Consider the following 23,524-nt stretch of genomic DNA (forward strand, 5'->3'; position numbering starts at 1 on the left):
GGGCGGGTGTCTTGATAGCGGGGCAGAAGTCCCGGAGAATCGGCCCATGACCGCTCCGGCCCGCTTCCTCCCCGTACGACGGCTGCACGTCGACCTGGGACGGGTGTGCGCGGCCGGCTGTCGCTGCTGACACCGACCGGGTCCACCAGCAGCCAGCCACCGCCAGGAGCGTGTCCGTCCGATGTCCCTCACCTTTCACTGGTTCCTCCCCACCAACGGCGACAGCCGGCAGATCGTCGGCGGCGGCCACGGCTCGACGCCCGGCACGGCCGGGTCCGACCGGCCGCCGAGCATCGCCTATCTGGGCCAGATCGCGCGCACTGCCGAGCAGTTGGGCTTCGAGGGGGCCCTGACCCCGACCGGTGCGTGGTGCGAGGACGCCTGGCTGACCACGGCGATGCTCACCCAGGTGACCGAGCGGCTGAAGTACCTGGTGGCGTTCCGGCCCGGGCAGATCAGCCCGACGCTGGCCGCGCAGATGGCGGCGACCTACCAACGGCAGTCCGGTGGGCGGCTGTTGCTCAACGTGGTGACCGGCGGCGAGTCGGCCGAGCAGCGCGCCTACGGGGACTTCCTGGACAAGGACGCCCGCTACGCCAGGACGGGGGAGTTCCTGTCCATCACCCGCCGCCTCTGGGCGGGGGAGACCGTCGACCACGACGGCGTCCATCTGCGGGTCGAGCAGGCCACCGTGAACCGGCTGCCGGATCCGGTGCCGCCGGTGTACTTCGGCGGTTCCTCCCCGGCGGCGGGCGACGTCGCCGCCCGGTACGCCGACGTCTACCTGACCTGGGGCGAGCCGCCCGCGCAGGTCCGCGAGAAGCTCGCCTGGATCCGCGAACTCGCCGCCGCGCAGGGCCGGGTGGTCCGGTTCGGGATCCGGTTGCACGTGATCACCCGGGACACCTCCGCCCAGGCCTGGGCGGAAACCGAGCGGCTGCTCGCGTCGATGGACCCGGGGAGGGTCCGGGAGACCCAACGGGCCCTCGCCCGAAGCGAGTCGGAGGGCCAGCGCCGGATGCTCGCGCTGCACGGCGGCTCGGCCGAGCGGCTGGAGATCCACCCCGGGCTCTGGGCCGGCATCGGCCTGCTGCGGGGCGGCGCGGGGACGGCACTGGTCGGTAGCCACCGCGAGGTCGCGGACCTCATCACCGAGTACCACGAGCTGGGCGTCGACGAGTTCGTGCTGTCCGGGATACCGCACCTGGAGGAGGCCTACTGGTTCGGCGAGGGTGTCCTGCCGCTGCTCGCCGCCCGCAATCTCTGGAGCCGGCCGTGACGGCGCCGGCCCGGCCGTGACGCCGCCGCGCCGGTCGTGAACGGTGCCGGCCCGTTGTGACCGGCGCCCCGCTCGGCCCGGCGCCGGTCAGGGGATCCGGAACTCCTGGGACTTGTTGCCGGGCGTGCAGCTGACCATGGTGACCGCGTTGCCCGCGCCGTTGTCGGTCAGGCAGTCGTAGCCCATGTAGTCGGCGAGGTAGAAGGCACCCGGCGTGCTCGCGGCGGTGACCTTCCAGTTGCTCAGGAAGCTGAAGCCGCCCGAGAGCGTCACCCGTTTGTCCGTCTCCTGGACGAGGGCCGGGCCGCTCATGTTGCACGGGTTGAACTGGTGCCAGCTGCTCGGCACGGTGTGCACCCAGCCGTAGGCGGTCGTCCCGCCCATGACCACGGCCTGGCCGCCCGTCGGGGTGTCCTTGGACAGGCCGAGCTTGAGGCCGGAGGCGACGTTGACGATGGAACCCCAGTTGGTGCCGCCGCAGCCCGCGGGCGTGCCGGAGGTCTGCGGCGGCGGCGTGGTGGCCGCCGGCTGGGTGTTGGGCTGGTTGCCGGGCGCGGGCTGGTTGCCGGGTGCGGAGGTGCCGGGCACGGGGGTGCCGGCCGGCGGGACCGGGGCGGTGGCCGGGGGCTGGGTCGCGCCTGCGCCGCGCGGCGGTGTGCTGCCTCCGCCGCCGGTCGGTACGCCGCCGGCGCTCGACGCGGTGGTGCCAGGCGGGGAGGCCGGTGGGGAGCCGGCGCCGGGGGTGGTCGGTGCCGGGCTGGTCGGGGGCGAAGTCGTCGCGGTCCCGGCCGTCGGCGCCGGGGTGCCGGCGTTCGCCGTGGTGGAGACCACGACGGACGGCTGCGCCCCGGGCGTCTTCGCCTCGGACGTGAACGGGGTGCGGTCGATCAGCAGGACGGTCGCGGTGCCCGCCGTGATGATCACCGGTATGACGATGGGGACGAGGAAGCCGCGCCGCCGCCGGCGGGTGCCGGGCTCGGTGACGGCGCGGGACTCCACCTTGCCGACGTCGGCCGCCGCCTTGGCGGGCACTGCGGGCGCTGCGGGCGTCGCGGGAGCCGCCGGCAGCGCGGGCGCGCCGGATGCGGCGCCGATCGCGGCCCTCGCCGCGGCCGCCATCGCGGCGGCGTCGGCGAAGCGGTCCTCCGGCTTCTTCGCCAGCGCGGTGGCGATCAGCTCGCGCACCGCCGCAGGCAGGGTCGCCGGCAGCTCCGGCGCGGGCTCCCGGATGTGTTTGAGGGCGACCTCCAGCACGCTCTCGCCGACGAACGGCGGTTGCCCGCTGAGCAGTTCGTAGCCGACCACGCCGATCGAGTACAGGTCCGAGGCCGGGGTGACGGCCTGGCCCTCGGCCTGTTCGGGCGCCATGTAGAGCGCTGTCCCGATCACCGCGTGGGAGGCGGTGATCCTGGTGCTCGCGACGGCCCGCGCGATGCCGAAGTCGGTCACCGTCACCTGGCCCTCGGGCCGGAGCATCAGGTTGGACGGCTTGACGTCGCGGTGCACGATGTCCTGCCGGTGGGCGGCGTGCAGGGCGTCCAGCGCGGTGGCGAGCAGCCCCAGCGCCCGCTCGGGCGGCATCGGCCCGCTCTCGGCGAGCACCTTGTCCAGCGGCTGCCCGGTGATCAGCTCCATGACGATGTAGGCGACCCGGTCGTCCCCGGAGTCCTCGCCGTTCTCGCCGTAATCGTGGATGTCCACGATGCCGGGGTGCTTCAGCGCGGCGAGCAACTGGGCCTCGCGCCGGAAGCGCTTGGCGAAGGTGCCGTCCTCGACCAGTCCCGGATGCAGGATCTTCACGGCGACCTGCCGCGCGAGCACCTCGTCGTCGGCACGCCAGACGGCGCCCATGCCCCCGCCGCCGATCCGCTCGGTCAGCGTGTAGCGCCCCCCGAGCACGGTCCCCCGGCTGTTCATGCCCTTCGCCCCCACGTGTCATGCCCCGGCCCAACGGATCACTGGTCGCACAGTCTGCCAGAGGGCGCCAAGCCCCCCGGCCGCCTGCTGCCCATGCTACGGACCGCCTCCGACGGATCGTCAGCGGGTATGCGGACGAAGGGCGGACGCGGACCGGCGGCGACGGGACCGCCCGCCGGCCCGGGACGTCCCCGCCCGGCCGGCCGCCGGTGGCGCCGGTACGAGTCGAACGGGCTTTCCCGCTTGGCATCGGGGCTGAGTAGGGTGGGTGCGACAGCACATCGTGAACCCGACCAAGGAGCAGACGTGAGCGTGCCGGCGTCCATCGCCCTGCAGCAGGAGATCGCCCGGGAGCTGGAGGTCGCCGAGACCTTCGAGGCCCCGCTGGAGATCGAGCGCCGGGTGGCCTTCCTCGCCGAGCAGCTGACCTCCACCGGTCTGCGCTCCCTCGTGCTGGGCATCAGCGGCGGCGTCGACTCCACCACCGCCGGCCGGCTGTGCCAGCTCGCCGTCGAGCGGGCCCGGGCCGCCGGTCACGAGGCGCGGTTCTACGCGATGCGGCTGCCCTACGGCGTCCAGGCCGACGAGCACGACGCCCAGCTCGCGCTCTCCTTCATCCGGGCGGACGTGGTGCTGACCGTCGACATCAAGCCCGCGAGCGACGCCGCGCTCGACGCCGCCCTGGCCGCCGACGTGGCCTTCCGCGGCGCCGGTCACCAGGACTTCGTGCACGGCAACATCAAGGCCCGCCAGCGCATGATCGCCCAGTACGCGGTGGCCGGCGCACACGACGGCCTGGTCGTCGGCACCGACCACGCGGCCGAGGCGGTCTCCGGCTTCTTCACCAAGTTCGGCGACGGCGCCGCCGACCTCGTCCCGCTGACCGGCCTGACCAAGCGCCGGGTGCGCGCCGTCGCGGACACCCTGGGCGCGCCCGCCGAGCTGGTCTGGAAGGTCCCGACGGCCGACCTGGAGACCCTCGCCCCGGGCAAGGCCGACGAGGACGCGCTCGGAGTCACCTACGACGACATCGACGACTTCCTGGAGGGCAAGCCGGTGGGCGAGCAGGCCTTCGACACGATCGTCCGCCGCTACCGCCTCACCGACCACAAGCGCCGCCTGCCCATCGCGCCGTAGCCCGGGGAACCGGTCCGGTCCGCTCTGAACCGGACCGGGAAAACCCCTGGTCCCGGCGCGATCCCTCGGCGAGGATGCCCGGTATGACATTGCCGCTGCTCCTGCTCGATGTCGACGGTCCGTTGAATCCCTTCGCCGCCAAGCGCCACCGGCGGCCGCACGGATACGGGACGCACCGGGTGAAGCCCGACTGCTGGGTTTCCCGCTTTCCGCAGAAGCCCGCCGAATACGTGCGGCCGCTGCGGATCTGGATCAACCCGGCCCACGGGCCCGAGCTGCTGGCGCTGCGGTACGAGCTGGTGTGGGCCACCACGTGGATGGACGAGGCGAACACCTTCATCGGGCCGCTGCTCGGGCTGCCCCGGCTCCCGTACATCCAGTGGCCGGAACTGCACCAGGAGGATCCCGACGGGTTGCACTGGAAGACCAGGAACCTGGTCGCCTGGGCCGCCGGGCGCCCGTTCGTCTGGGTGGACGACGAGCTGAGGCCGCAGGACACCGAGTGGATAGTCGCCCACCACCCCGGGCCGGCGCTGACCCTGCACATTGACCCCAAACTCGGTCTGGGCGAGGGAGACTTCGCGCTGCTTCGGGAGTGGGCGGAGGCGGTGGCATGAAGATCGGGACGGTGGAGCGGCTTCGGCGGTACCCGGTGAAGTCGATGCTGGGGGAGGAGCTGGGCGAGGCGGCCGTGTCCGACCGCGGGCTGGACGGCGACCGGGTGACGGGGCTGCTCGACGCCGAGAGCGGCCGGGTGGTGAGCGCCAAGAATCCGCGGCTCTGGGCGGGGATGCTCGGGCTCACGGCGGTGCTGGACGCCGGCCGTGTGGTGATCACCGGGCCGGACGGTCGGGAGGTGGGCGAGGCGGAGCTGTCCGAACGCCTCGGCCGCAGGGTCCGCCTGGCCGGCGAGCGCCCGCCCGGTGCGACGGTCGAACGGGCCGTGCCGGAGGAGGTGTTGGCGCGCGGGATCGAGGAGAAGGTCGCCGTCACGGAGAACGAGATCGGCCGGGCAGCCCCCGCCGGGACGTTCTTCGACTTCGCCCCGCTGCACCTGCTCACCACGTCCACCCTGGACGCCGTGGCGGCCGAGGCCGAGCGTTACCGTCCCAATCTGGTGATCCGCACCGAGGGTGAGGGCTACGTCGAGAACGAGTGGGTCGGCCGCGAGCTGCGGATCGGCCCGGACCTCCGGCTGCGCATCCTCGCCCCCACTCCCCGCTGCGCCGTCCCCACCCTCGCCCACGGCCCGCTCCCGCGCAGCACGGCGGCGCTGAAGGTCCTCGCCGAGCAGAACCGGCTGGTGCCGCTGGAGGGGATGGCCGCGCTGCCCTGCGCGGGCGTGTACGCGCAGGTGGTGGAGCCGGGGAGGGTGAAGGTGGGCGACGCGGTCGGCCTGGACTGATCACTGCGGTGGCGTCCGGCGCCGGTCGAGGGCGGTCTCGGACCAGCTGAAGCCGTGGAGGAACGAGGCCGCGAGGGTCGTCCACCAGACGACACGGACGGTGCCGGGCTGGCCGGGGGCGAGCAGCGCGGCGCCGCCGCAGGCCAACGCGATGCCGGCCGCGAGGACGAGGACGGCGGCGGTCACTTCGAGGGGCGTCGGCCGGTTCATCGGCGTGCTCCTCGTCGGACGAGTGCGGCGAGCCGGACGACCACGTCGGGCCGGGTGCGGCCGAGTTCCACCAGCACCTCACCGGTGAAGATGGAGGGGGTGTCGACGCCGACCGAGGGCAGGACGAGTCCCGCAGCGGCCAAGGCGTCGTTCAGCTCGGCGACAGCCGCCCTGGCATCCTCGCGTTGCCGGCGGGCGTGACGGCTCAGGTGGGATTCCATCGGTGTTCAACTCCCGTGCGGCGAGTACGGGTTCCGGTCGTCGTCGAGCAGCACGCGCACCCAGACGCGCTTGCCCGTGCCACGCCGTATAGCTGCGCCGCCAACTATGAAGGGAATGCAGTGGTCAAGGAAGCGATCGACGGTGTTGCACGAATCTTGGAGCCCGCTACAGAGGCCATGACTCTCCTGGTCGCGGCCGTGATCGTTCATGACCGTGAGTCGGGCCGGGTCGTTCTCCTGCAGCGGGGGCCGGGTGCCAAGTTCGCTCAGGGGATGTGGGACCTGCCCGTTGGTAAGAACGAGCCCGGCGAACCGATCACGGCGACCGCAGTTCGAGAGCTGTGGGAGGAGACCGGCCTGGTCGTCCAGGCCGACAAGCTCCGCCTGGCTCACGTCATCCACGGTGCGAAGGGCGTGGAGGCGCCGAACGGCTTTCTCACGGTGGTGTTCGCTGCCGAGGAATGGGCCGGTGAGCTGGTGAACGGTGAGCCGGAGAAGCACTCCGCCGTGGTCTGGACGCCAGTCGATGCGATCCCGGACGAGTTCGTCCCCACGACGGCCAGCGCCCTGCTCCGATACCTGGCCGGTGGCCCGGACGTATCCGTTGACTCGTGGGACCGGGACGCTGGAAAGTAAGTCGCGCCGAACCACGATCGAGGAGCTGTTGTGCAGCACGACCCGCAAGACCGCGCACCGGGGATCTCCGTCTCCTCCTGGTTCAGATCCAGCTACAGCGGCGAGAACGGCGGCAACTGCATCGAGGTCGCGCATGTGGAATCCGGTATCGCCGTCCGCGACTCCAAGGACAAGGAAGGCCCCTGCCTCCGGTTCACCGCAGAGGCGTGGCGTGGTCTGATCGACAGCGTCAAGCCCGGCGACATCGACTGAGACGGGCGCCCGGCCGAAGCCTCTCGCGCCCCCGGTCTCGGCAGGCAGCCGAGACCGGGGGCGGCCGTGTGCAGGTTCAGTGCTCCCACGCCAGGCCGCCGTCCACGACGTGCGCGTGGCACCCGGCGAACGGGGTACCGCGCGGGTTGTCGCCGGTCACCAGAGCGCTGCTCAGGTACGCGACGAACTGGGCGAGCGAGGAGGCGTACAGCCTCGGGTGATCGGTTTCGGTGTAGCGGAGGACGGGGCAGGCCGGACTGCCGGTGTCGAGAAGGAAGCCCTCGTGGCCTTCGGTCTCCTCGGCGAAGGGAATCCATCCGGGCATCCACCAGTCGGGGTCGGCGTTCTCCTGGGCGATGCCGACGTAACGGGCATGCTGCTGGGCGATCTTCCGGCAGTCCAGGAGGACCTTCCCGCCGGGGACGAGCCTGGAGTGCGGGTCGGGCACCGGGCCGGGATGCCCCTGGAGGATCTGCACGGTGTCCTTGGCAGTGGAGCCGTTGTTGAGCCGCAGCAGGGTTTCCAGGCTCTCCGGCACGCGCCGCCCGAGGGCGTCGGCGAGGGCCCGGAGGTCGGCATCGGTGGCCGACGGGTTCAGGGCCTCGAAGCCGCCCGGCGCGTTGGCGTCGAGCCAGCGGACGATTCCGGTCCAGGTCGAGGTGAGGTCGTCTGTGGGCGGCACGGGCGCTCCTGTTCCGGCGATCGCGGGGTACTCCTCACCTGGTCGGGCGGCAGCGGCGCCGATAGTAGGCGTAGGTCAGCGCCAGCACCAGCGGGCCCCACAGGACGAACAGTCCGCTCACCGTCGCTGCCAGGGCCCGCCACCAGCCGTTGGTGAACTCGACGGCCGAGAACCCGGCGAGGCCGAATTCGGCGAGGACCCAGTCGACGGTCAGCCAGGTGAAGGCGAGGCCGGTGATCGTTGCGGGCACGATCACCATGGACGGCGGAATGCGCCTGCCGCGGAGCACCGGAACGAAGTCGGGCACGACTTCGCCCCATCGTCGCACCAGACCGGAGCAGAGCAGTGCGAACGCTTCGGACAGCAGGCTGAGCGTGAGGACGTAGGGCACGGTCACCCAGAGGGGCAGCGACGTGGGGGGAAGGTCCATCCCCATCGGGAACCCGAATCCGATCGGCAGCCGCCAGAGGCACACCGGCAAGCCGATCAGCGGGATCAGGTGGGCGACCCGCTCGGCCCAGCGCGGGACGGGCCGCTCGGTCGTCGGGGTCGTCGTTTTCGGGTGCTTCGCAAGAGTCGCCATGTGCAAAGCATTTCGGGGCGCCGACAGCCCGGGATCAGGCGCGGGCACGATCCGCCTCCCCCGTTCGGGTGAGTCCGGTCCGCCTACCCGGCGGGTGCCAGTCTGCCGTGCGGGCGGAGGGTGGTTCGGGCCGCGAGGAGGGCGTCGCGGACGCGGGCGGCGCCCGCAAGAGCGGCGTGGGCGTCGGTGGCGACGGCGAGTGGACGCGGGGCGACGCCCGCGCAGGAGCGGCACAAGCCCGGCTGTGGGACGGGGTCGTGGCACTCGGGGCACTCCGCGTACCGGGCCGGGTGCGGTTGCTCGTCCCGCATCGGCGGCAGTTTGCGGGTGAGGCGGCTGCGGAGGACGGCCGCGAGGGAGCAGAGCGTTGGGCAGCACGGTGAAATGGCGCGCGTGGGCGCTACGATGGACTCGCATCGGGAGGTTCAGCTCCTGTTGCCGGGCCCCGGGGTGTTCGAGCACCGCCGGGGTCACCTATGTCTGGGTGTTCTGTTGGGAATTCGGAACGTAGCACAGACATGGTTCGGCGACGGATGGATTCGGCAAACGGGCGAGAATGCTCACCAGGCGGTCAGAAAAAGGTATTTGACTAAACGTCAATCGATGCCGATCAGACGCCGGGGACGGCATCCTTTGCGCTGGTGTGCCAGTTGGTGACGATCGGCTTGTCGACCTTGACGGCGCCGACGGGAATGCTCGCCGGGTTCGGGTCCGCGTTGCCGATACCGATGATGACGTCCCTGAACTCGATGGCCTGATTGTCCTTGCTGCTCTTCGGGTTGACGCCCGCGTAGGCGACCGTGGAGCCGCTGAGCGTGATCGGCGTGCCGACGGCCTGCTCGGCGTTGGCGGCCTCGATGCCGCCCGACCCGAAGGCGATGACCGGGTGCTCGCCGGACAGGACACAGGTGATCCCCGGCTTGGCCTTGGCGGTGATCTGGAGGTAGCCGCCGGCCTGGGTTTCCAGCTTGGCGCTGAAGGTGAGGTCGTTGGCGCCGCAGGACTGCCCGTAGCCGGTCTTGTCGCCCGGTCCCGGAGTGGAGGCCGAAGGCTTCGCCGACTTGGCGGGCGCGGCGGACGTCGGTGCGGCGGACGTCGGTGCGGCGGCCGGGGGAGCGGTGGTCGGCGCGGCGGTGGTCGGGGCGGCGGCAGCGGTGGTCGCGGCGGTTCCCGCAGCCGACGGCGCGTCACTGTTCTCCGGGCCGCAGGCGGTGGCGGCGGCCGCGAGGGCGGTGACCGCAAGGGCGGTGAGGGCGATTCGCGAGCGCATGGAGGTCCCAACTTCCGTCTGTCGAGAGGAATTGCCTTCTGCGTCCACGGTAGGTCCGGCTTGATCACCGGCTGGTGCGGGAAATATCCGGATCCTGTTTCAAGAGGCCGATGCCGAGGTCGGTTCAGACGTCGCCCCCGGCGGTAGGCGCCACCCCCAGCACCGCGTCCAGCGCGGCCAGGAAGCGGTCCGTCGTCGCGGGATCCCGGACGGCGATGCGTAGCCAGTCCGGCCCCAGGCCGGGGAAGGTGTCCCCCCGGCGGACGGCGAAGCCGTGCTCGCGCAGCCGTGCGCGGACGGCGGCCGCGTCCGGCAGTTCGACGAGGACGAAGGAGGCGGCCGGCTCGCCGTGCACCCGGACGGTGGGGAAGGCGGTGAGGCCCTTGAGCAGGTGGTCGCGGTGGACGGCGAGGTCCTGGGCGGCCTGCTCGGCCTCGGCGAGGGCCTCGGGCGTGCTGCACGCCTCGGCGGCGGCCAGCGCCGGGGTGGAGACCGGCCAGAGCGGCTGGGCGGCGCCGAGAGCGGTGACCAGGGCGGCCGTGCCGAGCACGTAGCCGATCCGCAGGCCCGCCAGGCCCCAGGTCTTGGTGAGGCTGCGCAGTACGACCACCTGGCCGGGCAGGTCCCGTACGGCGGCGAGGGATTCGGTCTCGCCGGGCACGGTGTCCATGAAGGCTTCGTCGATCACCAGGGTGCGGCCGGGCCGCGCCAGGGCCGCGACGGCGGCGGCCGGGTGCAGGACGGAGGTCGGGTTGGTCGGGTTGCCGAGGACGACGAGGTCGGCCTCGGCCGGGACCGCGCCCAGCCGGAAGCCGTCCGAGGGCGTGAGCAGCACCCGCTGCACGGCGTGCCCGGCGTCCCGCAGTGCGGCCTCCGGTTCGGTGAACTGCGGGTGCACCACGACGACATGACGAGGCGTCAACACGCGTGCCAGCAGGACGAACGCCTCCGCCGCGCCCGAGGTGAGCAGCACCTCCGCCACCGGCCGTCCGTGCCGGGCGGCGACGGCGGCGCGGGCGGCCGTCCCGTCGGGGTACGCGGCGAGGTCGCCGAGCGTCGTCGCGAGGTGTGCGCGCAGCCATTGCGGGGGAGTACCGGTGCGGACGTTGACGGCGAGGTCGACCAGACCGGCCCCGTCGGCGCGCACCTCCGCGTCACCGTGGTGCCGGAGGTCATGGGCGGGGGTGGTCACGAGTGGTCTCCAGCGACATCGGCGAGAAGGGACAGCCCGGGGACGCGGACGAGGGCGTAGCGGTCGGAGGCCGGCGGCGCGTACGCGAGCCCGTCCCCGAGCGCGACCAGGGCGACGGCCTCGCCGCACGAGGCGAGTTCGACGGCCGCCCGGAGGCAGTCGGGCGCGCTGAGCCGCCGCGTGCCCGGGCGCAGCAGCCCGGCGGCGGCCGCCAGGGCGTCGGCGGTGCCCACCGCCACCGAGGCGCGCCGCAGCTCCGCCTCGGCGCGCGGCACGACCAGGTCGCGCTGCCCGGGGCCGAGGCCGACGACGGCGAGCCGTCCGGCCACCGCCGCCCGGGCGACCGCCACCGTCACCGTGGCCGACTTCTGCTTGGGGACGACGAGTTCACCGCCCGGCGCACTCGCCAGCGCGGCGGCCTCCGCCACGCTCAGGGTGCCGACCGCCGCGCCGACGGCGGCGGACGGGTTCGGGACGACGACGGCCGAGAGAGCCTCGACCGTGTGCTCGTCCACCGGGACGCCCAGCCGGGCGGCGGCGCGGCGGACGGCGGGGTGGTCGCCCTTGCCGGTGAGGGTCGCGAGCCGGGCGACGGATCCGTCGGCCAGTCCGGCCTCCCGCAGGGCCCGGCGGATCAGCCGGGCCACCTCGGGCGGGGCCGCCGCCTCGCGCAGGCCCACGCCGACGACGAGGGCGCCGACGACGAGGGCGCCGCCGGCTTCTGCGCCGGGGCGGAGGGTGTCGGAGTGAGACCCGGACGGCGGACGGACCGGTACGTCCTCGTCCCGGCCGGAGACGCCGTAGCGCGCGATACCGGCGGGCCGACCGGCGGAGTTCGGGGACGGGACGTGGCCGCCGGTGACCACCGGGCAGGTGCCGAGCAGCGCGGACACCTCGCCGGCCAGCTCGTCCGCTCCGGTGCCGTGGCCGGTCAGCGACACGGCGAAGCGCCGCTCCGGGTCGATGCAGACGACGCCGACGCCACCGGGATGACCGACGCCACCGGAAACACCAGTGCCACCCAGCCCACCCGCATCACCCGACCGCCCCGGGTCGGCCGGGGAGTGGCGGAGCAGCAGCAGCCGTACGATCGAAGCGACGGGAGCGAAGCAGACCAGCTGCCGGCAGTCGCCCAGCGCCCGTTCCAGGAGTTCACCCGGGCCGTCGCCGTCGCCGTCGCCACTGTCGCCGTCGTCCTCCGCCCGGAACACCCTGCTGCCGTCCGGCCACAGCGCGTGCAGTTCCTCGGCGAGCGGGTGGCCCGCCGCATCGAGGACCAGCAGCCCGATCACGTCGCGTTCCCTTCACCCGGTGGCCGCCCCTGGGCCGCCCGATGGCCGCCCGGTGCTCGCCGGCGGAGGTGCGGCAGCCGCTCGACGGCCCACGAAATCCCACCATGGCTGCGTCGGACGGGTCAATCGAGGCTCCTGTGACCTCCATCGCCGGCCGCCGGAGGCTGTTCGCCTGTTCTTCACCTTCTTTGTGCCGTAGTCGCCACCGCCGCGCTCCTACTGTTTGCGGCGCTCCGAACCCGGCGTCGCCGTCCCGGCACCGCCCGTCCCGGCGCAGCTCCATCCACTGCACAGCGCCACCCGTACAGCTCGACCCGCACAGCTCCAGCCGCACAGCCCCACCCGGTGGTTCCTGCCGAACCCCGGTCCCCGACGCACGGAGGACACCATGCCCTTCGCACGACTCCGCCCGAGCAGCCCCCGCCGCACCCTGACCGCCCTCGGCGCCGGGCTCGGCCTGGTCGCCGGCTCGCTCGGCCTCTGGGCGGCCACCGGCACCGCGCAGGCCGCCACCCTCCCGACGCCCGACCACGTGGTCGTCGTCGTCCTGGAGAACCACGCCTACTCGCAGGTCATCGGCAGCTCCAGCGCGCCGTACATCAACAACACCCTCAAGGCGGGCGGCGCCACGCTGACCCAGTCGTACGGGCTCACCCACCCCAGCGAGCCCAACTACTACCAGCTGTTCTCCGGCAGCGCGCAGGGTCGTACCGACGACAGCTGCGTACCGGTCGGCTCGCTCACCGCCGCCAACCTGGGCTCCGAGCTGATCGCCGCCGGCAAGACCTGGGGCAGCTACAACGAGGGCCTGCCGAGCCAGGGTTCGACGACCTGCAGCAGCGGCAAGTACGCCCAGAAGCACAACCCGTGGTTCGGCTTCAAGAACGTGCCGACCAACACCGCGTACACCTTCACGCAGTTCCCGACCGACTACACGACGCTGCCCAAGGTGTCCTTCGTCGTGCCGGACCTCTGCAACGACATGCACGACTGCTCGGTCTCCACCGGTGACACCTGGGTGCAGAACAAGCTCGGCGCCTACGCGACCTGGGCCAAGACCCACAACAGCATCCTGGTCGTCACCTTCGACGAGGACAACCGCCTCTCCGGCAACCGGATCCCGACCGTCCTCTACGGCGAGCACGTCACGCCGGGCTCCACCACCGCCACCACCTACAACCACTACAACGTGCTGCGCACGCTGGAGGACCTCGCCGGTCTGACCACCCACGCGGGCAACGCCGCGTCCGCCGCCACCATCACCGGCATCTGGAACTGACGCCCGTGTACGTCGCGGAATCCCGCAGCTCCAAGGCCCCTGCCCCGGCCCCCCGGCCGGGGCAGGGGCCCCGCCGACCCGTGGGCGGCAGGGCGGGGAGGGCGGCCGCGGTGCCCGGCACCGTGCTGGCCCTGGGCACCGTCAGCCTGGTCACCGACATCTCCTCCGAGATGGTCAGCGCGGTGCTGCCGCTCTACCTGCTCACCGGGCTCGGGCTCTCCCCGCTCGGCTTCGGGCTGCTGGACGGCATCCAGAACGGGTTCAGCGCGCTGGTCCGGCTGGCCGGCGGGCACCTCGCCGACCGGCGCGGCGCGGACGGCGCGTCCCGGCACAAGGCCGTCGCGGTGGTCGGGTACGGCCTGTCGGCGCTCTGCAAGCCGCTGCTGCTGCTCGTCCACACCGTGCCGCTGATCGGCGCGGTGCTCGCCGTCGACCGCACGGGCAAGGGGCTGCGCACCGCGCCGAGGGACGCGATGATCTCGCTCGCCACCGAACCCGAGCACCGGGGGCGGGCGTTCGGCGTCCACCGGGCGATGGACACGGCCGGCGCGCTGATCGGGCCGCTCGCCGCCTTCCTCGTGCTCCGCCTGGCCGGCGGCCCGCTGCTCGCCGACGGCGGCGAACGGCACGGCTACGACGCGGTGTTCACCGTCAGCGCCTGCGTCGCGGTGCTCGGCGTGCTGGTGCTGCTGCTCTTCGTCCCGAACCGGCAGCCGGGCGACGCCGCGCCGGCCACCGCCCCCCGGCTGCGCGACGGCCTCGCCCTGCTGCGCATGCCCGGACTGCGCCGGTTGGCGCTCTGCGCGGTGCTGCTCGGCCTGACCACCGTCAGTGACTCCTTCCTCTTCCTGCTGGTGCAGCGCCGGCTCGGCCTCGCCACCGACCTCTTCCCGCTGCTGCCGCTCGGCACCGCAGCGGCGTTCCTGCTGCTCGCCGTCCCGCTGGGCGCGCTCGCCGACCGGATCGGTCGCCGCCGGCTCTTCCTGGCCGGCCACGGCGCCCTGCTGCTGGCGTACGGGCTGCTGCTCTCGCCGCTGGGCGGGCTGCCGGCGGCGGTCAGCGTGCTGACGCTGCACGGGGCGTTCTACGCCTCGACGGACGGCGTGCTGGCGGCCGCGGCGGCCGACGCGGTGCCGGCGGAGCAGCGTGGCGCCGGGCTGGCCCTGGTCGGTACCGGGCAGGCACTCGCCCGGTTCGGCTGCTCGCTCGTCTTCGGCGCGCTGTGGAGTGCGGTGGGCGGCACGGCGGCGCTCGGCTGGTCCGCGGCGGCGCTGGCCGGCTGTGTGCTGGCGGCCGCCTTCGTGCTCCGCGAGGCCCCCGGGACCGACCCCGCCGCCGCCGACCCCGACTCCGACCCTGACCGGGGCCGCGACCGCGACTCCGCCCCCGACTCCGACCGCGACTCCGAGGTGCCCTCGTGACCCAACCGCTCCAAGGCCGGACCAGGGTGCTGATCCTGCTGGTCGCCGTCCTGCTGCTCGGCTCGGTCGGTACCGGCGCCGTGCTGTACGCGTCCGGCCAGTCGGCCCGCAAGGATCAGGCGCAGCCCGGTGGCCCGGTGGTCACCCCCGGCCCGGTGTCGCTCCAGCCACCGGCCGGCGGGCGCCGGCTGGTGTTCCGCAACATGGCCTGGGGCCCGCACCGGGACGAGCTCGTCACCGTGCCGGCCGACCAGCCGGACGGCCCGCGCACCGCCTCGGGCGTACAGTGCCTGCGCTTCTACGCGGCGGCCGGCACCGGCATCTGCCTACAGGCCGAGCGGGGCCCGCTGCAGGACACCTACCACGCCGTCGTGCTCGACGACCGGCTGCGCGAACTGCGGTCCTTCCCCGCCGCCGGCATCCCGACCCGCTCCCGGGTCTCGCCCTCGGGCCACCTCGCCGCCTGGACGGTCTTCGTCAGCGGCGACTCCTACGCGGGCACCAACTTCTCCACCCGCACCGCGATCGTCGACGTCCGCGACTGGAACCTCCGGGACAACCTGGAGGCCTTCGCCGTGATCAAGGACGGCAAGCCGTACCAGGCGCCCGACGTCAACATCTGGGGCGTGACCTTCGCCGACGACAACGCCTTCTACGCCACCCTGGCCACCGGCGGCCAGACCTACCTCGTCCGGGGCGACCTCGCCGCCCGCAGCCTCACCACGCTGCACCAGAACGTCGAGTGCCCCTCACTCTCCCCGGACGGCACCCGCGTCGCGTACAAGAAGCGCGTCCCGGGCCTGTCCGAGGACGCGCCCTGGCGGATCTACGTGCTCGACCTCGCCACCATGACCGAGACGGCCACCGCCGAGCAGCGCAGCGTCGACGACCAGGCGGTCTGGGTGGACGACGCCACCCTGCTCTATGCGCTCCCCGGCGACTTCGGAGCCGATCTGTGGACCGTCCCGGCCGACGGCGGCGGTCTGGCCGAGCGGGTGCTCGAAGCCGCGGTGGCACCGGCCTATCTGGGCTGATCGGGTTGGTTGGTCCCGCTCGGAACTTCGGGCGTAGGGTCCACGTCGAGAGTGCGAGGAGTGCGAGCGGCGCGGTCGGACCGACCGGCGCGACCGGGCGTGCGGCCACGCCGACGGGGACGGGGGAACAGCAGCGGTGAACGAAGCGGGGCGGCCGGGCCGGGAGCACGGGGGCGGCGGACTGCCGACCGAGCGGATGTCGAGCGACTCCTGGCCGGCCCTGCACGGGCGCCCGGTGCTGCGGCGGACGATCGCCATGGGACTGGTGCTCTTCGTGGCGGTCTCGGCGGCGCTGGTGGTCCGGGGAGTCAACGCGCTCACGCTGGGGCGGGGCGCGATCGAGACCGACCGTGACCGTGCCGAGCTGCTGGCCGGCCTCCACCCGTCCCAGCACCCGGGCGCCGGGCGCTACTACGTGCCGGTGGGCGCGGTGTACACGCGCACGGCGGACGGCGTGCCGGTCGCCTATCTGCACTACCGGCTCGGCGGCGGCCAGGACGTCGGGCTGGGCGACTTCCTGCGCACGTACGACCTGCCCGCTCCCGGGCCCAGCGCTCCGCTGCCGCCCGACCTGGCGGCCGCTCTGGGCGGTGACGAGCCGGCCGAGGCTCCGGAGCTCCCCGACACACACGGCGCCCCGACGCCGGCGCCCACCCCTTCGGGCACGACACCGGCCCCGGCGGCCGGCAGCGCGCCCACGGACGCCGGGTCGCCCACCGAGCCGGCCGTCGAGGTGGCTCCGTCGTCCCCGCCTCCCCCTCCGCCTCCGTCTGCGTCTTCGCCTTCGTGTTCGCCGAGGCCGACCGGCCCTGCCGACCCTGTGGGCCCTGCCGATTCTGCGGGCCCTCCGGACCCGGCCGACCCGGTTGACTCCGCCGACCGCCCCGGTCCGGCCGAGGCCGCCGAATCCGCGGGGCCGACCGAGGAGGCGGCCCCGGGCGGCCTCCAGCCCGGCGCCCGGGCCGAGGACGAACCCCCCGCGCCCACCCCGACCCCCGTGGTCACGCCGACCCCGACCCCGGAGCCCACCCGCTCCACCTCGGGCCGCCGCATCTACGTCGCCGCCACCTCCGGCGGCCTTCCCGGCGCCGCGGACATCTACGTCCGCGCCACCGGCTGACGCCACCGGTCGAGACGAGCCGGCCGCGCCCGCCCGCCGCAGTCGGGGGCGGCCCGCAGCTCACCGGGCAGGAGCGGCGGAGGACTCCCCCTTCAGCGTCAGTGAGAGGCGGACTCCACGTTGCGGGCGATCGGCTTCCGCGCGTCCAGGTCGAAGCCGATCTCGGTCGGGGGCGCCTCGTCACCGCCGTCCCCGATCCCCGGGGCGCGGAAGGCCGTGCCGCTCAGCGGGGCCTGACAGCTGAGTTCGCGCAGTTCCGCGCCCTGGACGAGCACCGTGGACTTGTGCCGGCTCTGCACGGTCAGCCGGATTCCTGCCGCAGTTCCGTTGGCGCCCCGCCGGCGTTCCGCCGGAGCCCCGCCGAAACTCGCGCGACAGTCCGCTGCGAGGTGCGGTACGACTGGCGGATCATCGGCTGGAGCGAGAACGGGAACACGTACACATGCGGGCGACGCGGTGAAGTTGCGAACGACGGTCCACCAGGTCCGGCTCGGCCGGGCGGAGTACCGGGTGGTCACCGCCGTCCCGCGGGCCCCCGGCGTCGTGCTCCACGACGGTCCGTGGTCGCTGCAGATGGTCGTCGACCGCCCGGGAGCCGTCGACCTGGCGGCCGCCTGGGCCCTGGCCGCCCGCTCCCCGCGCTCGCTGATCCACCTGCCGCTGCGCGCCGACGCCGGCCCCACCGGCCCCACCGAGCCCGACCGGCTGGACCTCGTGCTCCTCCACCACAGCCTGGCCTTCCCGCCCTCCCGCTGGAAGGCGGTACGCCGGCGGCTGGGTGCGGGCCGGCCGCACACCGTGGACATCCCCGACAGCGACTTCCCGGCCGAGGGCGACATCGACCACGTCCGGCGCGGGTTCGCCGGCTGGCGGGACGAACTGCGCTTCGCCGGCGCCGCCCGCACCCTCTTCCTCACCGGCAGCGCCACCGCCTTCCGCTGGACCGGCTCCTGGGTCCGTTCGCTGAGCACCGAGGGGCCCGCCGCCCTGCGGCGCTACCCGCAGGGTGCCCACTACTGCATCACGCTGTGCCACGAGAGCACCAGTCCGGCCCGGACGTCGAAGGGCGTACCGGGCCAGTTGCACATCGAGTACGCCGAAGGACATGTCGCAGGCCCAGGCGCGGCTCGCGGTGCGGGCTAGGATGCCTCCGCACCTTTTCGGCAAGCAACACGGGGGAACTGATGACAGGTCAGTGGGAGACGCTCGGTGAGCTGGGCGGCATCGAGGCCTACGTCCACCGTCCGCAGGAGGGCGAGGTCCGCGGTGCGGTCGTCGTCTGCTCCGAGCTGTACGGCGTGAACCGCTACGTCCGCGACACCTGCGCCGAGCTGGCGGCGGCCGGGTACGTCGCCCTGGCGCCCGACTACTACTGGCGCAACGCCCGGCGCACCGAGCTCGGTTACACGGCGGAGGAGCGCGAGTCCGGCCTGGTGCTGATGCGCGCGCTCGACCGCGACGAGCTGGTCGCGGATGCGGCGGCCGCCCTCGCGACCGCCCGCACCGAGGCCGGTGGCCGGGGTGTCGCCTTCCTGGGGCTCAGCATGGGCGGGCACATCGCGGTGCGCGCGGCCACCGAACTGCGCTTCGAACTCGCCGCCGTCTTCTACCCCGGCTGGCTCCTCAACAGCGGTTTCCCGCTGGTCGGCCCGGTCCCGCCGCTGGAGACGAGTGAGCGGATCGCCGCCAACGGCGTGTTCCTGCTCGGCTTCCGGGGCGAACTGGACCACATCGTCCCCGCCGAGGAGTGGGCGCGGGCTGGCGAGCGACTCACCGAGGCCAAGGTCTCGCACGACCTCGTCACCTACCCCGCCGCCAACCACGGCTTCGCCTGCTCGGACCGCCCTGCCGACTACGACCCCGAAGCCGGCGCGGACGCCTGGCGCCGGGTGTACTCGGCGCTGCAGACGTACCTGTAGGCGGACCTGCGGGGGGTGCAGTGCGCCCCCCGCAGGGCCGCACCCGCGAGGAGCGCGGTCAGGGCGTCGCTCCTAGCTCGCGACGTAGGGCCGGTCGCGGCGGGCGTCGTGGAGGACGGACGCCCACCAGAGGAGCTGGTCGAGCATGGTCTTGGCGGCGCCCTCGGGGCCCTCCGGGGCGTGCAGGGTGCCGTCGGCGGCGAAGAGCTCGTAGTAGCGCGGGAACGAGACGTAGTCGCGGACGGTGTGGGCCTGCAATTCGTTGAATATCTGGCGCAGTTGCTCGATGGCGAGGAGGCCGCCGCTGGCCCCGCTGTAGCCGACGAAGCCGATCGGCTTGGCCTGCCACTCGGTGTAGTGCCAGTCGATGGCGGCCTTCAGGGAGGCCGGGAAGCTGCGGTTGTAGTCGGGCGTCAGCACGACGACCGCGTCGGCCGCCTTCAGTCGCCGGGTCAGCTCGGCCATCCCGTCGGGGCGGGGCAGGTCGGGCTGCAGCGCGGGCGGCACCGGCGGCAGGGCGAGCGGCAGGTCGATGTCCGCGAGGTCGACCAGGTCCACCGTGAAGAGGCCGTGCCGCCGGGCCTGTTCGACGAACCAGTCGGCGACCACCGGGCCGAACCGGCCCTCCCGGACGCTCCCGAGGACGACGACGAGATTGAGCGTTGAACCGGACATGGCGGTACTCCTGGCTTGGACCGAAGGGATGGGGTGGCCGACCCGGTGGGGCCGTGTCCCCAAAGCTGCCGGGTCGCCGGCACGGGAGGAAGGCCGGGCCGAGACTGGTAGTGGCAGGGCCACGATCCGGTCGGGCGGTGGCTGTTAGGTTCGGCCGGTGAGCGACAACGAGTTGGGCCTGTTCCTGCGTCTGCGCCGGGAGGCCGTCACGCCGGGGGAGGCGGGCCTGCCCGCGGGTGCCCGCCGCCGTACCCCGGGACTGCGCCGGGCGGAGCTGGCGACGCTCGCCGGCGTCAGCGTCGAGTACGTGACCCGGCTCGAACAGGGCCGGGACCGCCGGCCGTCCGCCGAGGTGCTCTCCGCACTGGCCGGCGCCCTGCGGCTGACCACGGCCGAGCGTGTCCATCTGCATCGGCTCGCCAAGGGGGCGGGCGGGGGCTTCAGTTGCACCGGTGGCGCGCTGCCGAACCGCTCCGTGCGGCCGACCGTGCAGGCGCTGCTTGACCGGTTCGAACCCGCGCCCGCCGTGCTGCTCAACCGGGTGAGCGAAGTCCTCGCCTGCACGGACGGCTACCGCCGGGTGGCCGGGCCGGTCGGGATGCTGGACGGTGCCTGGCCGAGTCTGGCGCGGTTCGTGTTCACCGACCCGAGGGCGCGGACGGCCTACCCGGACTGGGACGGTGTCGCCGACGAGCAGGGGGCGGCGCTCAAGCAGGGCCCCGGTCGGTCGGACCCCCGGGTCGGCGCGGCGATGGACGAGTTGACCGTCGCCTGTGGGGCGGAGTTCGCCGGGCGGCTGGACCGGCTGGCGGGGCTGCCGAGGGCGAGCGGGGTGGTCCGGCTGGTCCACCCGGAGGTCGGGGAGCTGCGGCTGGCCTACGAGACGCTGGACCTGCCCGCGGACGACGACCAGCGCCTGCTCGTCCACCTTCCTGCCGACGAGGCGACGTCCGCCGCGCTCGACCGCCTCACCGGCCGCCGCGCGGGCGCACTGCGGGCGGTGTAGCGGCACTTCGGGCTTCGGGGGGAACGGAGCTGATGGCGTGTCCGGTGCCGGTTCGGCCGCCCGAAAAGCCTTGGCGCCGGTCCGACGCACACGCATAGGCTCCGTCCCCGGCGTGCGGCGCGGCCTGCGTGCACGGCCGAGCCCGTTCCACGCACGCCCGTTCCAGGCAGAGGAGATCCGTGTCCGGCACGAAGATGCATGCCGATGAGGTCGACATCTCGGAGGTGCTCGTCGCTCGGCTGGTGGCCGCGCAGTTCCCGCAGTGGGCGGGGCTCCCCGTGGCGAAGGTGCGTTCCGCCGGGACGGACAACGCCATGTACCGCCTGGGCGCCGACCTGATCGTGCGGCTGCCGCGCATTCCCGGCGCCGCCGGGGACATCGCGAAGGAGAGCCGCTGGCTGCCGTACCTCGCGCCCCGCCTGCCGCTGACCGTGCCGGCGCCGGTGGGGCAGGGGGTGCCCGGCGAGGGCTTCCCGTTCCCGTGGGCGGTCTACCGCTGGCTCGACGGCGCCAACCTCTTTGACGAGCCCCTGGCCGAACAGCACGGCGCGGCCGCCACGCTGAGCGGCTTCGTCACGGCCCTGCGGCGGATCGATGCCTCCGACGCACCGCCCTCCTACCGGGGAGGGTGGGTCGGCACCCGCGACCACGAGGTCCGGGCCGCGATCCGGGGCCTGGGCGCGGACGGCGCGGTGGACGCGGACGCCGCGACGGCCGCCTGGGAGGGCGTGCTCCGGCTGCCGCGGTGGGAGGGTGCGCCGGTCTGGCTGCACGGGGACCTGCTGCCGGGCAACCTGCTGGCCCGGGAGGGCCGGCTCAGCGCGGTGATCGACTTCGGCGTGGCCGGCGTCGGCGACCCGGCGTGCGACATGATGGCCGCCTGGACGCTGTTCTCCGCCGGGGCGCGCGAGGTGTTCCGCGAGTCGGCCCGGGTGGACGATGCGACCTGGGCCCGGGGGCGCGGCTGGGCCCTGTGCTTCGGGCTCACCGCCGAGCACCACTACCGGGTGACGAACCCGGTGCTGGCGACCGTCGGCCGCCGCGCGGTGGCCGAAGCCCTCGCCGACCTCCGCGGCGCCTGACCGGCCGATGCGGCGCCTGCCCGGCTGCTCCGCGGCGCCTGACCGGCCGATGCGGCGCCTGCCCGGTTCCGCCGCGGCGCCTGACCGGCCGACGCACGGGCCGGACGAGACGGAGCCCCGGCCGCCGGCACGAAGCAGGCGGTCAGGGCTCCCGTCGTAGCTGCCCCGGCTCCGGGGCGGGCGCACCGGCGGGGCGGGTCAGGAGTGGTTCCGTGCCTCCGCCTGCTCCTGGAGCAGTCCGGCGATCCGGGCCAGGTCGTTGCCGATCTGGATGACGCCTTCGATGTCCGGGGCGGACGCGCCGTTCACGGCCAGGTAGAAGGTGTGCAGCCGCCCGTGGCCCGCGTCGAGGTAGCCGCCGATGGTGTCCGCGCCGACGGCCAACCGCTGGTTGACGGCGTCGAACCCGGCGACGGTGCCCGTCTTGGCCCACACCTTCCCCTTGCCCGGGCAGGTGGGACACCCCTCGCAGACGAAGGCCAGCAGGCCGTCCACACCCAGGATCGGCTGCGCGTCGCGGAACCGGGTCGCCTCCGCGGTGCCCTGCCAGTAGTGCAGGATCTGGTTCTCCACCCGGGGGGTGACCCGGTCGACCGGGTTCCCGCCGCGGCCGTCGAGCAGCTGCACCTGGGCCGGGTCGATGCCGGCCTGGCGCAGGAAGTCGGTGAGTACCGGGAACCCGTCGGCGCACTGGTGGCTGCCGGCCGTGACGGCCATCAGGCAGATCCCGAGGTTCGCCCCGAGGTTGTGGCTGACCTTCAGGATCAGCTTCGCGTACTGGGCGTAGACCGGGGAGACGTACGCGGCGACGCGCTGCGTCCCGTCGTAGGAGGCGGGTACCAGGTGGTCCGGGTTCGGCCCGGTCGGCGGGGCGGTTACGGTGACGCCCGCCCGGGCGAGCGCCTCGATCAGGGCCGTGCGCCCGAACGCCGCCGGGTCCTGGACGGCGGAGATCCGCAGCACCGGCTGGGCATCGGCCGCGATCGTGCCCGAGAGGCTGATCCGGGTGCCGTCCGGCGAGGCAGAGACCGCGATCTCGGTCGGGCCGCCCGCCGCGACCGTCCGCACGTTCGACTCCACCTGGTAGGGCGCGACCTGCGGCCGCCAGCTGAGCTGCGCCGGCTGCCCGGGGGTGGTGGCGGTGGACAGCAGGTCGATGACGTTGTCGTTGATGATGAGCGGGGTCGGGCTCGGGTCCAGCTCGGGGAAGGACGTGAAGAGCCGGGAGTCGACGGCGACGTCCCCCCGGACTTCGGTGATGCCCGAGTCGCGGACCTGGCCGGCGATCTCGTCGAGGCCGGCGAGCGGGTTCTCGGGGGTGAGCGTCGCGCCCGGGACGTCGTTGGCGTAGGTGTGGTCGATCGGGGTGTAGGCGACGGATCCGTCCGGCGCGGTGCGGCCGCCCATGGTGAGGTCGCCCTGGGCGACCACGACCAGCGAGCCGTCCAGGGCGCTGCCGTCGCGGTCGCCGACGGCCTGCACGGGAGTGGTGAAGCGGTGGTCGCCGCCGAGTGCGTGCCAGGTGGCCGACACGCTGACCAGCTTGGCGGTCGAGCCGGGGATGAAGAACTGGTCGGGGAACTGCGAGTGGATGACCTCGCCGGTCTCGTCGTCGATCTCCAGCAGGCCCCACTGGGCGTACCGGTAGGCGGGCTTGGCCATGATCGCGGTGATGTCGGGGCTGAGGCCGTCGCGGTCCTGGGTGGTGGTCGCGCCCGCCACGCCGGCCGAGACGACGGTGGCCACCGCCGTGGTGACGGCGGTGGCCCAGGTGCGCCATTGTCGAGGGGTCGATCTCATGAACCCACCTACTCCCGGCCGGGTGCCGGCCGTCATGACGGATGGTCAGTACGGGCAGGCATACCGTCCTCGGGCAGGCCGTCGAACGTCCTGGCGCACTCTTCACCCGCAT

General features: G+C 73.7%; 26 protein-coding genes. 14 read left to right on the forward strand and 12 right to left on the reverse strand.

What is annotated here, in order from left to right:
• The first annotated feature begins 181 nt into the window (after positions 1 to 181).
• Complete coding sequence (locus AB0J08_RS13360; protein ID WP_360631727.1) at positions 182 to 1,279, forward strand: LLM class flavin-dependent oxidoreductase; 1,098 nt, start codon at positions 182 to 184, stop codon at positions 1,277 to 1,279.
• A gap of 87 nt (positions 1,280 to 1,366) precedes the next feature.
• Here the strand turns inward: AB0J08_RS13360 and AB0J08_RS13365 are convergent, their stop codons facing one another.
• Entirely contained in the window at positions 1,367 to 3,196 is a 1,830-nt protein-coding gene (locus AB0J08_RS13365; RefSeq protein ID WP_360631730.1) for a protein kinase, read from the reverse strand.
• A gap of 306 nt (positions 3,197 to 3,502) precedes the next feature.
• On the opposite strand from AB0J08_RS13365, the gene nadE reads away from it, so the two are divergent.
• The 3 genes from nadE (at position 3,503) to AB0J08_RS13380 (ending at position 5,738) form a co-directional block, all read left to right on the forward strand.
• Positions 3,503 to 4,333 (forward strand): ammonia-dependent NAD(+) synthetase, encoded by an 831-nt coding sequence (gene nadE / locus AB0J08_RS13370; RefSeq protein WP_360631733.1) that lies wholly within the window; start codon positions 3,503 to 3,505, stop codon positions 4,331 to 4,333.
• A gap of 83 nt (positions 4,334 to 4,416) precedes the next feature.
• Positions 4,417 to 4,950, forward strand: coding sequence for a hypothetical protein (locus AB0J08_RS13375; protein WP_360631736.1), 534 nt, complete (start codon positions 4,417 to 4,419; stop codon positions 4,948 to 4,950).
• Positions 4,947 to 5,738 (forward strand): MOSC N-terminal beta barrel domain-containing protein, encoded by a 792-nt coding sequence (locus AB0J08_RS13380; RefSeq protein WP_360631739.1) that lies wholly within the window; start codon positions 4,947 to 4,949, stop codon positions 5,736 to 5,738. The genes AB0J08_RS13375 and AB0J08_RS13380 overlap by 4 nt, the downstream gene beginning before the upstream one ends.
• On the opposite strand, the gene AB0J08_RS13385 is transcribed toward AB0J08_RS13380, so the two are convergent.
• Both AB0J08_RS13385 and AB0J08_RS13390 read right to left on the reverse strand, forming a co-directional pair.
• Positions 5,739 to 5,948 carry a hypothetical protein gene (locus tag AB0J08_RS13385; protein ID WP_360631742.1) on the reverse strand — a complete coding sequence of 70 codons (210 nt, stop codon included), beginning with the start codon at positions 5,946 to 5,948 and terminating at the stop codon, positions 5,739 to 5,741.
• Positions 5,945 to 6,169 carry a hypothetical protein gene (locus AB0J08_RS13390; RefSeq protein ID WP_360631745.1) on the reverse strand — a complete coding sequence of 75 codons (225 nt, stop codon included), beginning with the start codon at positions 6,167 to 6,169 and terminating at the stop codon, positions 5,945 to 5,947. Before AB0J08_RS13390 ends, AB0J08_RS13385 begins: the two co-directional genes overlap by 4 nt.
• A 177-nt stretch (positions 6,170 to 6,346) precedes the next feature.
• Here AB0J08_RS13390 and AB0J08_RS13395 point away from each other — a divergent pair, with 177 nt between their 5' ends.
• Both AB0J08_RS13395 and AB0J08_RS13400 read left to right on the forward strand, forming a co-directional pair.
• The gene (locus tag AB0J08_RS13395) at positions 6,347 to 6,805 is read left to right on the forward strand and encodes an NUDIX domain-containing protein (RefSeq protein ID WP_360632025.1); all 459 of its coding nucleotides are present in this window, start codon (positions 6,347 to 6,349) and stop codon (positions 6,803 to 6,805) included.
• Positions 6,806 to 6,835: 30 nt separating this feature from the next.
• Positions 6,836 to 7,057: a DUF397 domain-containing protein gene (locus AB0J08_RS13400; RefSeq protein WP_360631748.1), complete on the forward strand. Its 222-nt coding sequence runs from the start codon at positions 6,836 to 6,838 to the stop codon at positions 7,055 to 7,057.
• Between the two features lie 76 nt (positions 7,058 to 7,133).
• On the opposite strand, the gene AB0J08_RS13405 is transcribed toward AB0J08_RS13400, so the two are convergent.
• The 6 genes from AB0J08_RS13405 to AB0J08_RS13430 all read right to left on the reverse strand — a co-directional run bounded on the left by AB0J08_RS13405 (position 7,134) and on the right by AB0J08_RS13430 (position 12,076).
• Positions 7,134 to 7,739 carry an SMI1/KNR4 family protein gene (locus AB0J08_RS13405; RefSeq protein WP_360631751.1) on the reverse strand — a complete coding sequence of 202 codons (606 nt, stop codon included), beginning with the start codon at positions 7,737 to 7,739 and terminating at the stop codon, positions 7,134 to 7,136.
• Positions 7,740 to 7,773: 34 nt separating this feature from the next.
• The gene (locus AB0J08_RS13410; protein WP_360631754.1) at positions 7,774 to 8,322 is read right to left on the reverse strand and encodes a hypothetical protein; all 549 of its coding nucleotides are present in this window, start codon (positions 8,320 to 8,322) and stop codon (positions 7,774 to 7,776) included.
• 83 nt (positions 8,323 to 8,405) lie between these two features.
• Entirely contained in the window at positions 8,406 to 8,633 is a 228-nt protein-coding gene (locus AB0J08_RS13415; RefSeq protein WP_360631756.1) for a hypothetical protein, read from the reverse strand.
• Between the two features lie 299 nt (positions 8,634 to 8,932).
• Positions 8,933 to 9,592, reverse strand: a complete 660-nt coding sequence (locus AB0J08_RS13420; RefSeq protein WP_360631759.1) for a hypothetical protein — start codon at positions 9,590 to 9,592, stop codon at positions 8,933 to 8,935.
• A 124-nt stretch (positions 9,593 to 9,716) separates the two neighbouring features.
• Positions 9,717 to 10,784, reverse strand: a complete 1,068-nt coding sequence (gene cobC, locus AB0J08_RS13425) for an Rv2231c family pyridoxal phosphate-dependent protein CobC (protein WP_360631762.1) — start codon at positions 10,782 to 10,784, stop codon at positions 9,717 to 9,719.
• Positions 10,781 to 12,076: a cobalamin biosynthesis protein gene (locus AB0J08_RS13430; RefSeq protein WP_360631765.1), complete on the reverse strand. Its 1,296-nt coding sequence runs from the start codon at positions 12,074 to 12,076 to the stop codon at positions 10,781 to 10,783. Before AB0J08_RS13430 ends, cobC begins: the two co-directional genes overlap by 4 nt.
• A gap of 388 nt (positions 12,077 to 12,464) precedes the next feature.
• Between AB0J08_RS13430 and AB0J08_RS13435 the strand changes: the two genes are divergently transcribed.
• The 4 genes from AB0J08_RS13435 to AB0J08_RS13450 all read left to right on the forward strand — a co-directional run bounded on the left by AB0J08_RS13435 (position 12,465) and on the right by AB0J08_RS13450 (position 16,930).
• On the forward strand, positions 12,465 to 13,355 hold the full coding sequence (locus tag AB0J08_RS13435) for an alkaline phosphatase family protein (protein ID WP_360631768.1): 891 nt from the start codon (positions 12,465 to 12,467) through the stop codon (positions 13,353 to 13,355).
• 5 nt (positions 13,356 to 13,360) lie between these two features.
• Positions 13,361 to 14,776 carry an MFS transporter gene (locus AB0J08_RS13440; RefSeq protein WP_360631771.1) on the forward strand — a complete coding sequence of 472 codons (1,416 nt, stop codon included), beginning with the start codon at positions 13,361 to 13,363 and terminating at the stop codon, positions 14,774 to 14,776.
• On the forward strand, positions 14,773 to 15,810 hold the full coding sequence (locus tag AB0J08_RS13445) for a TolB-like translocation protein (RefSeq protein ID WP_360631774.1): 1,038 nt from the start codon (positions 14,773 to 14,775) through the stop codon (positions 15,808 to 15,810). The genes AB0J08_RS13440 and AB0J08_RS13445 overlap by 4 nt, the downstream gene beginning before the upstream one ends.
• Positions 15,811 to 15,946: 136 nt before the next feature.
• The gene (locus AB0J08_RS13450) at positions 15,947 to 16,930 is read left to right on the forward strand and encodes a hypothetical protein (RefSeq protein ID WP_360631777.1); all 984 of its coding nucleotides are present in this window, start codon (positions 15,947 to 15,949) and stop codon (positions 16,928 to 16,930) included.
• A gap of 98 nt (positions 16,931 to 17,028) precedes the next feature.
• Here AB0J08_RS13450 and AB0J08_RS13455 read toward each other — a convergent pair whose 3' ends face one another.
• Positions 17,029 to 17,229 (reverse strand): hypothetical protein, encoded by a 201-nt coding sequence (locus AB0J08_RS13455; protein ID WP_360631780.1) that lies wholly within the window; start codon positions 17,227 to 17,229, stop codon positions 17,029 to 17,031.
• Positions 17,230 to 17,386: 157 nt separating this feature from the next.
• Here AB0J08_RS13455 and AB0J08_RS13460 point away from each other — a divergent pair, with 157 nt between their 5' ends.
• Positions 17,387 to 18,073 (forward strand): hypothetical protein, encoded by a 687-nt coding sequence (locus AB0J08_RS13460; protein ID WP_360631783.1) that lies wholly within the window; start codon positions 17,387 to 17,389, stop codon positions 18,071 to 18,073.
• Positions 18,074 to 18,114: 41 nt separating this feature from the next.
• Positions 18,115 to 18,849 carry a dienelactone hydrolase family protein gene (locus tag AB0J08_RS13465; protein WP_360631786.1) on the forward strand — a complete coding sequence of 245 codons (735 nt, stop codon included), beginning with the start codon at positions 18,115 to 18,117 and terminating at the stop codon, positions 18,847 to 18,849.
• 72 nt (positions 18,850 to 18,921) lie between these two features.
• On the opposite strand, the gene AB0J08_RS13470 is transcribed toward AB0J08_RS13465, so the two are convergent.
• Entirely contained in the window at positions 18,922 to 19,524 is a 603-nt protein-coding gene (locus AB0J08_RS13470; protein ID WP_360631789.1) for an NAD(P)H-dependent oxidoreductase, read from the reverse strand.
• A gap of 157 nt (positions 19,525 to 19,681) precedes the next feature.
• Here AB0J08_RS13470 and AB0J08_RS13475 point away from each other — a divergent pair, with 157 nt between their 5' ends.
• Together AB0J08_RS13475 and AB0J08_RS13480 are read left to right on the forward strand one after the other, a co-directional pair.
• Positions 19,682 to 20,530, forward strand: coding sequence for a helix-turn-helix domain-containing protein (locus tag AB0J08_RS13475; RefSeq protein ID WP_360631792.1), 849 nt, complete (start codon positions 19,682 to 19,684; stop codon positions 20,528 to 20,530).
• Positions 20,531 to 20,709: 179 nt separating this feature from the next.
• Positions 20,710 to 21,612: an aminoglycoside phosphotransferase family protein gene (locus AB0J08_RS13480; protein ID WP_360631795.1), complete on the forward strand. Its 903-nt coding sequence runs from the start codon at positions 20,710 to 20,712 to the stop codon at positions 21,610 to 21,612.
• A 198-nt stretch (positions 21,613 to 21,810) separates the two neighbouring features.
• Here AB0J08_RS13480 and dacB read toward each other — a convergent pair whose 3' ends face one another.
• Positions 21,811 to 23,412 carry a D-alanyl-D-alanine carboxypeptidase/D-alanyl-D-alanine-endopeptidase gene (gene dacB / locus AB0J08_RS13485; RefSeq protein ID WP_360631798.1) on the reverse strand — a complete coding sequence of 534 codons (1,602 nt, stop codon included), beginning with the start codon at positions 23,410 to 23,412 and terminating at the stop codon, positions 21,811 to 21,813.
• Positions 23,413 to 23,524: the final 112 nt, after the last annotated feature.

Origin of the sequence: Kitasatospora sp. NPDC050463, assembly GCF_040655255.1 — a bacterium.
In the GTDB taxonomy this organism is placed as follows: Bacteria; Actinomycetota; Actinomycetes; order Streptomycetales; family Streptomycetaceae; genus Kitasatospora.

Coding starts and splice junctions, on each gene's coding strand:
- AB0J08_RS13360 (WP_360631727.1), top strand. CDS start 182: ATGTCCCTCACCTTTCACTGGTTCCTCCCCACCAACGGCGACAGCCGG.
- AB0J08_RS13365 (WP_360631730.1), bottom strand. CDS start 3,196: ATGAACAGCCGGGGGACCGTGCTCGGGGGGCGCTACACGCTGACCGAG.
- AB0J08_RS13375 (WP_360631736.1), top strand. CDS start 4,417: ATGACATTGCCGCTGCTCCTGCTCGATGTCGACGGTCCGTTGAATCCC.
- AB0J08_RS13380 (WP_360631739.1), top strand. CDS start 4,947: ATGAAGATCGGGACGGTGGAGCGGCTTCGGCGGTACCCGGTGAAGTCG.
- AB0J08_RS13385 (WP_360631742.1), bottom strand. CDS start 5,948: ATGAACCGGCCGACGCCCCTCGAAGTGACCGCCGCCGTCCTCGTCCTC.
- AB0J08_RS13390 (WP_360631745.1), bottom strand. CDS start 6,169: ATGGAATCCCACCTGAGCCGTCACGCCCGCCGGCAACGCGAGGATGCC.
- AB0J08_RS13395 (WP_360632025.1), top strand. CDS start 6,347: ATGACTCTCCTGGTCGCGGCCGTGATCGTTCATGACCGTGAGTCGGGC.
- AB0J08_RS13410 (WP_360631754.1), bottom strand. CDS start 8,322: ATGGCGACTCTTGCGAAGCACCCGAAAACGACGACCCCGACGACCGAG.
- AB0J08_RS13415 (WP_360631756.1), bottom strand. CDS start 8,633: ATGCGGGACGAGCAACCGCACCCGGCCCGGTACGCGGAGTGCCCCGAG.
- AB0J08_RS13420 (WP_360631759.1), bottom strand. CDS start 9,592: ATGCGCTCGCGAATCGCCCTCACCGCCCTTGCGGTCACCGCCCTCGCG.
- AB0J08_RS13435 (WP_360631768.1), top strand. CDS start 12,465: ATGCCCTTCGCACGACTCCGCCCGAGCAGCCCCCGCCGCACCCTGACC.
- AB0J08_RS13465 (WP_360631786.1), top strand. CDS start 18,115: ATGACAGGTCAGTGGGAGACGCTCGGTGAGCTGGGCGGCATCGAGGCC.
- AB0J08_RS13470 (WP_360631789.1), bottom strand. CDS start 19,524: ATGTCCGGTTCAACGCTCAATCTCGTCGTCGTCCTCGGGAGCGTCCGG.
- dacB (WP_360631798.1), bottom strand. CDS start 23,412: ATGAGATCGACCCCTCGACAATGGCGCACCTGGGCCACCGCCGTCACC.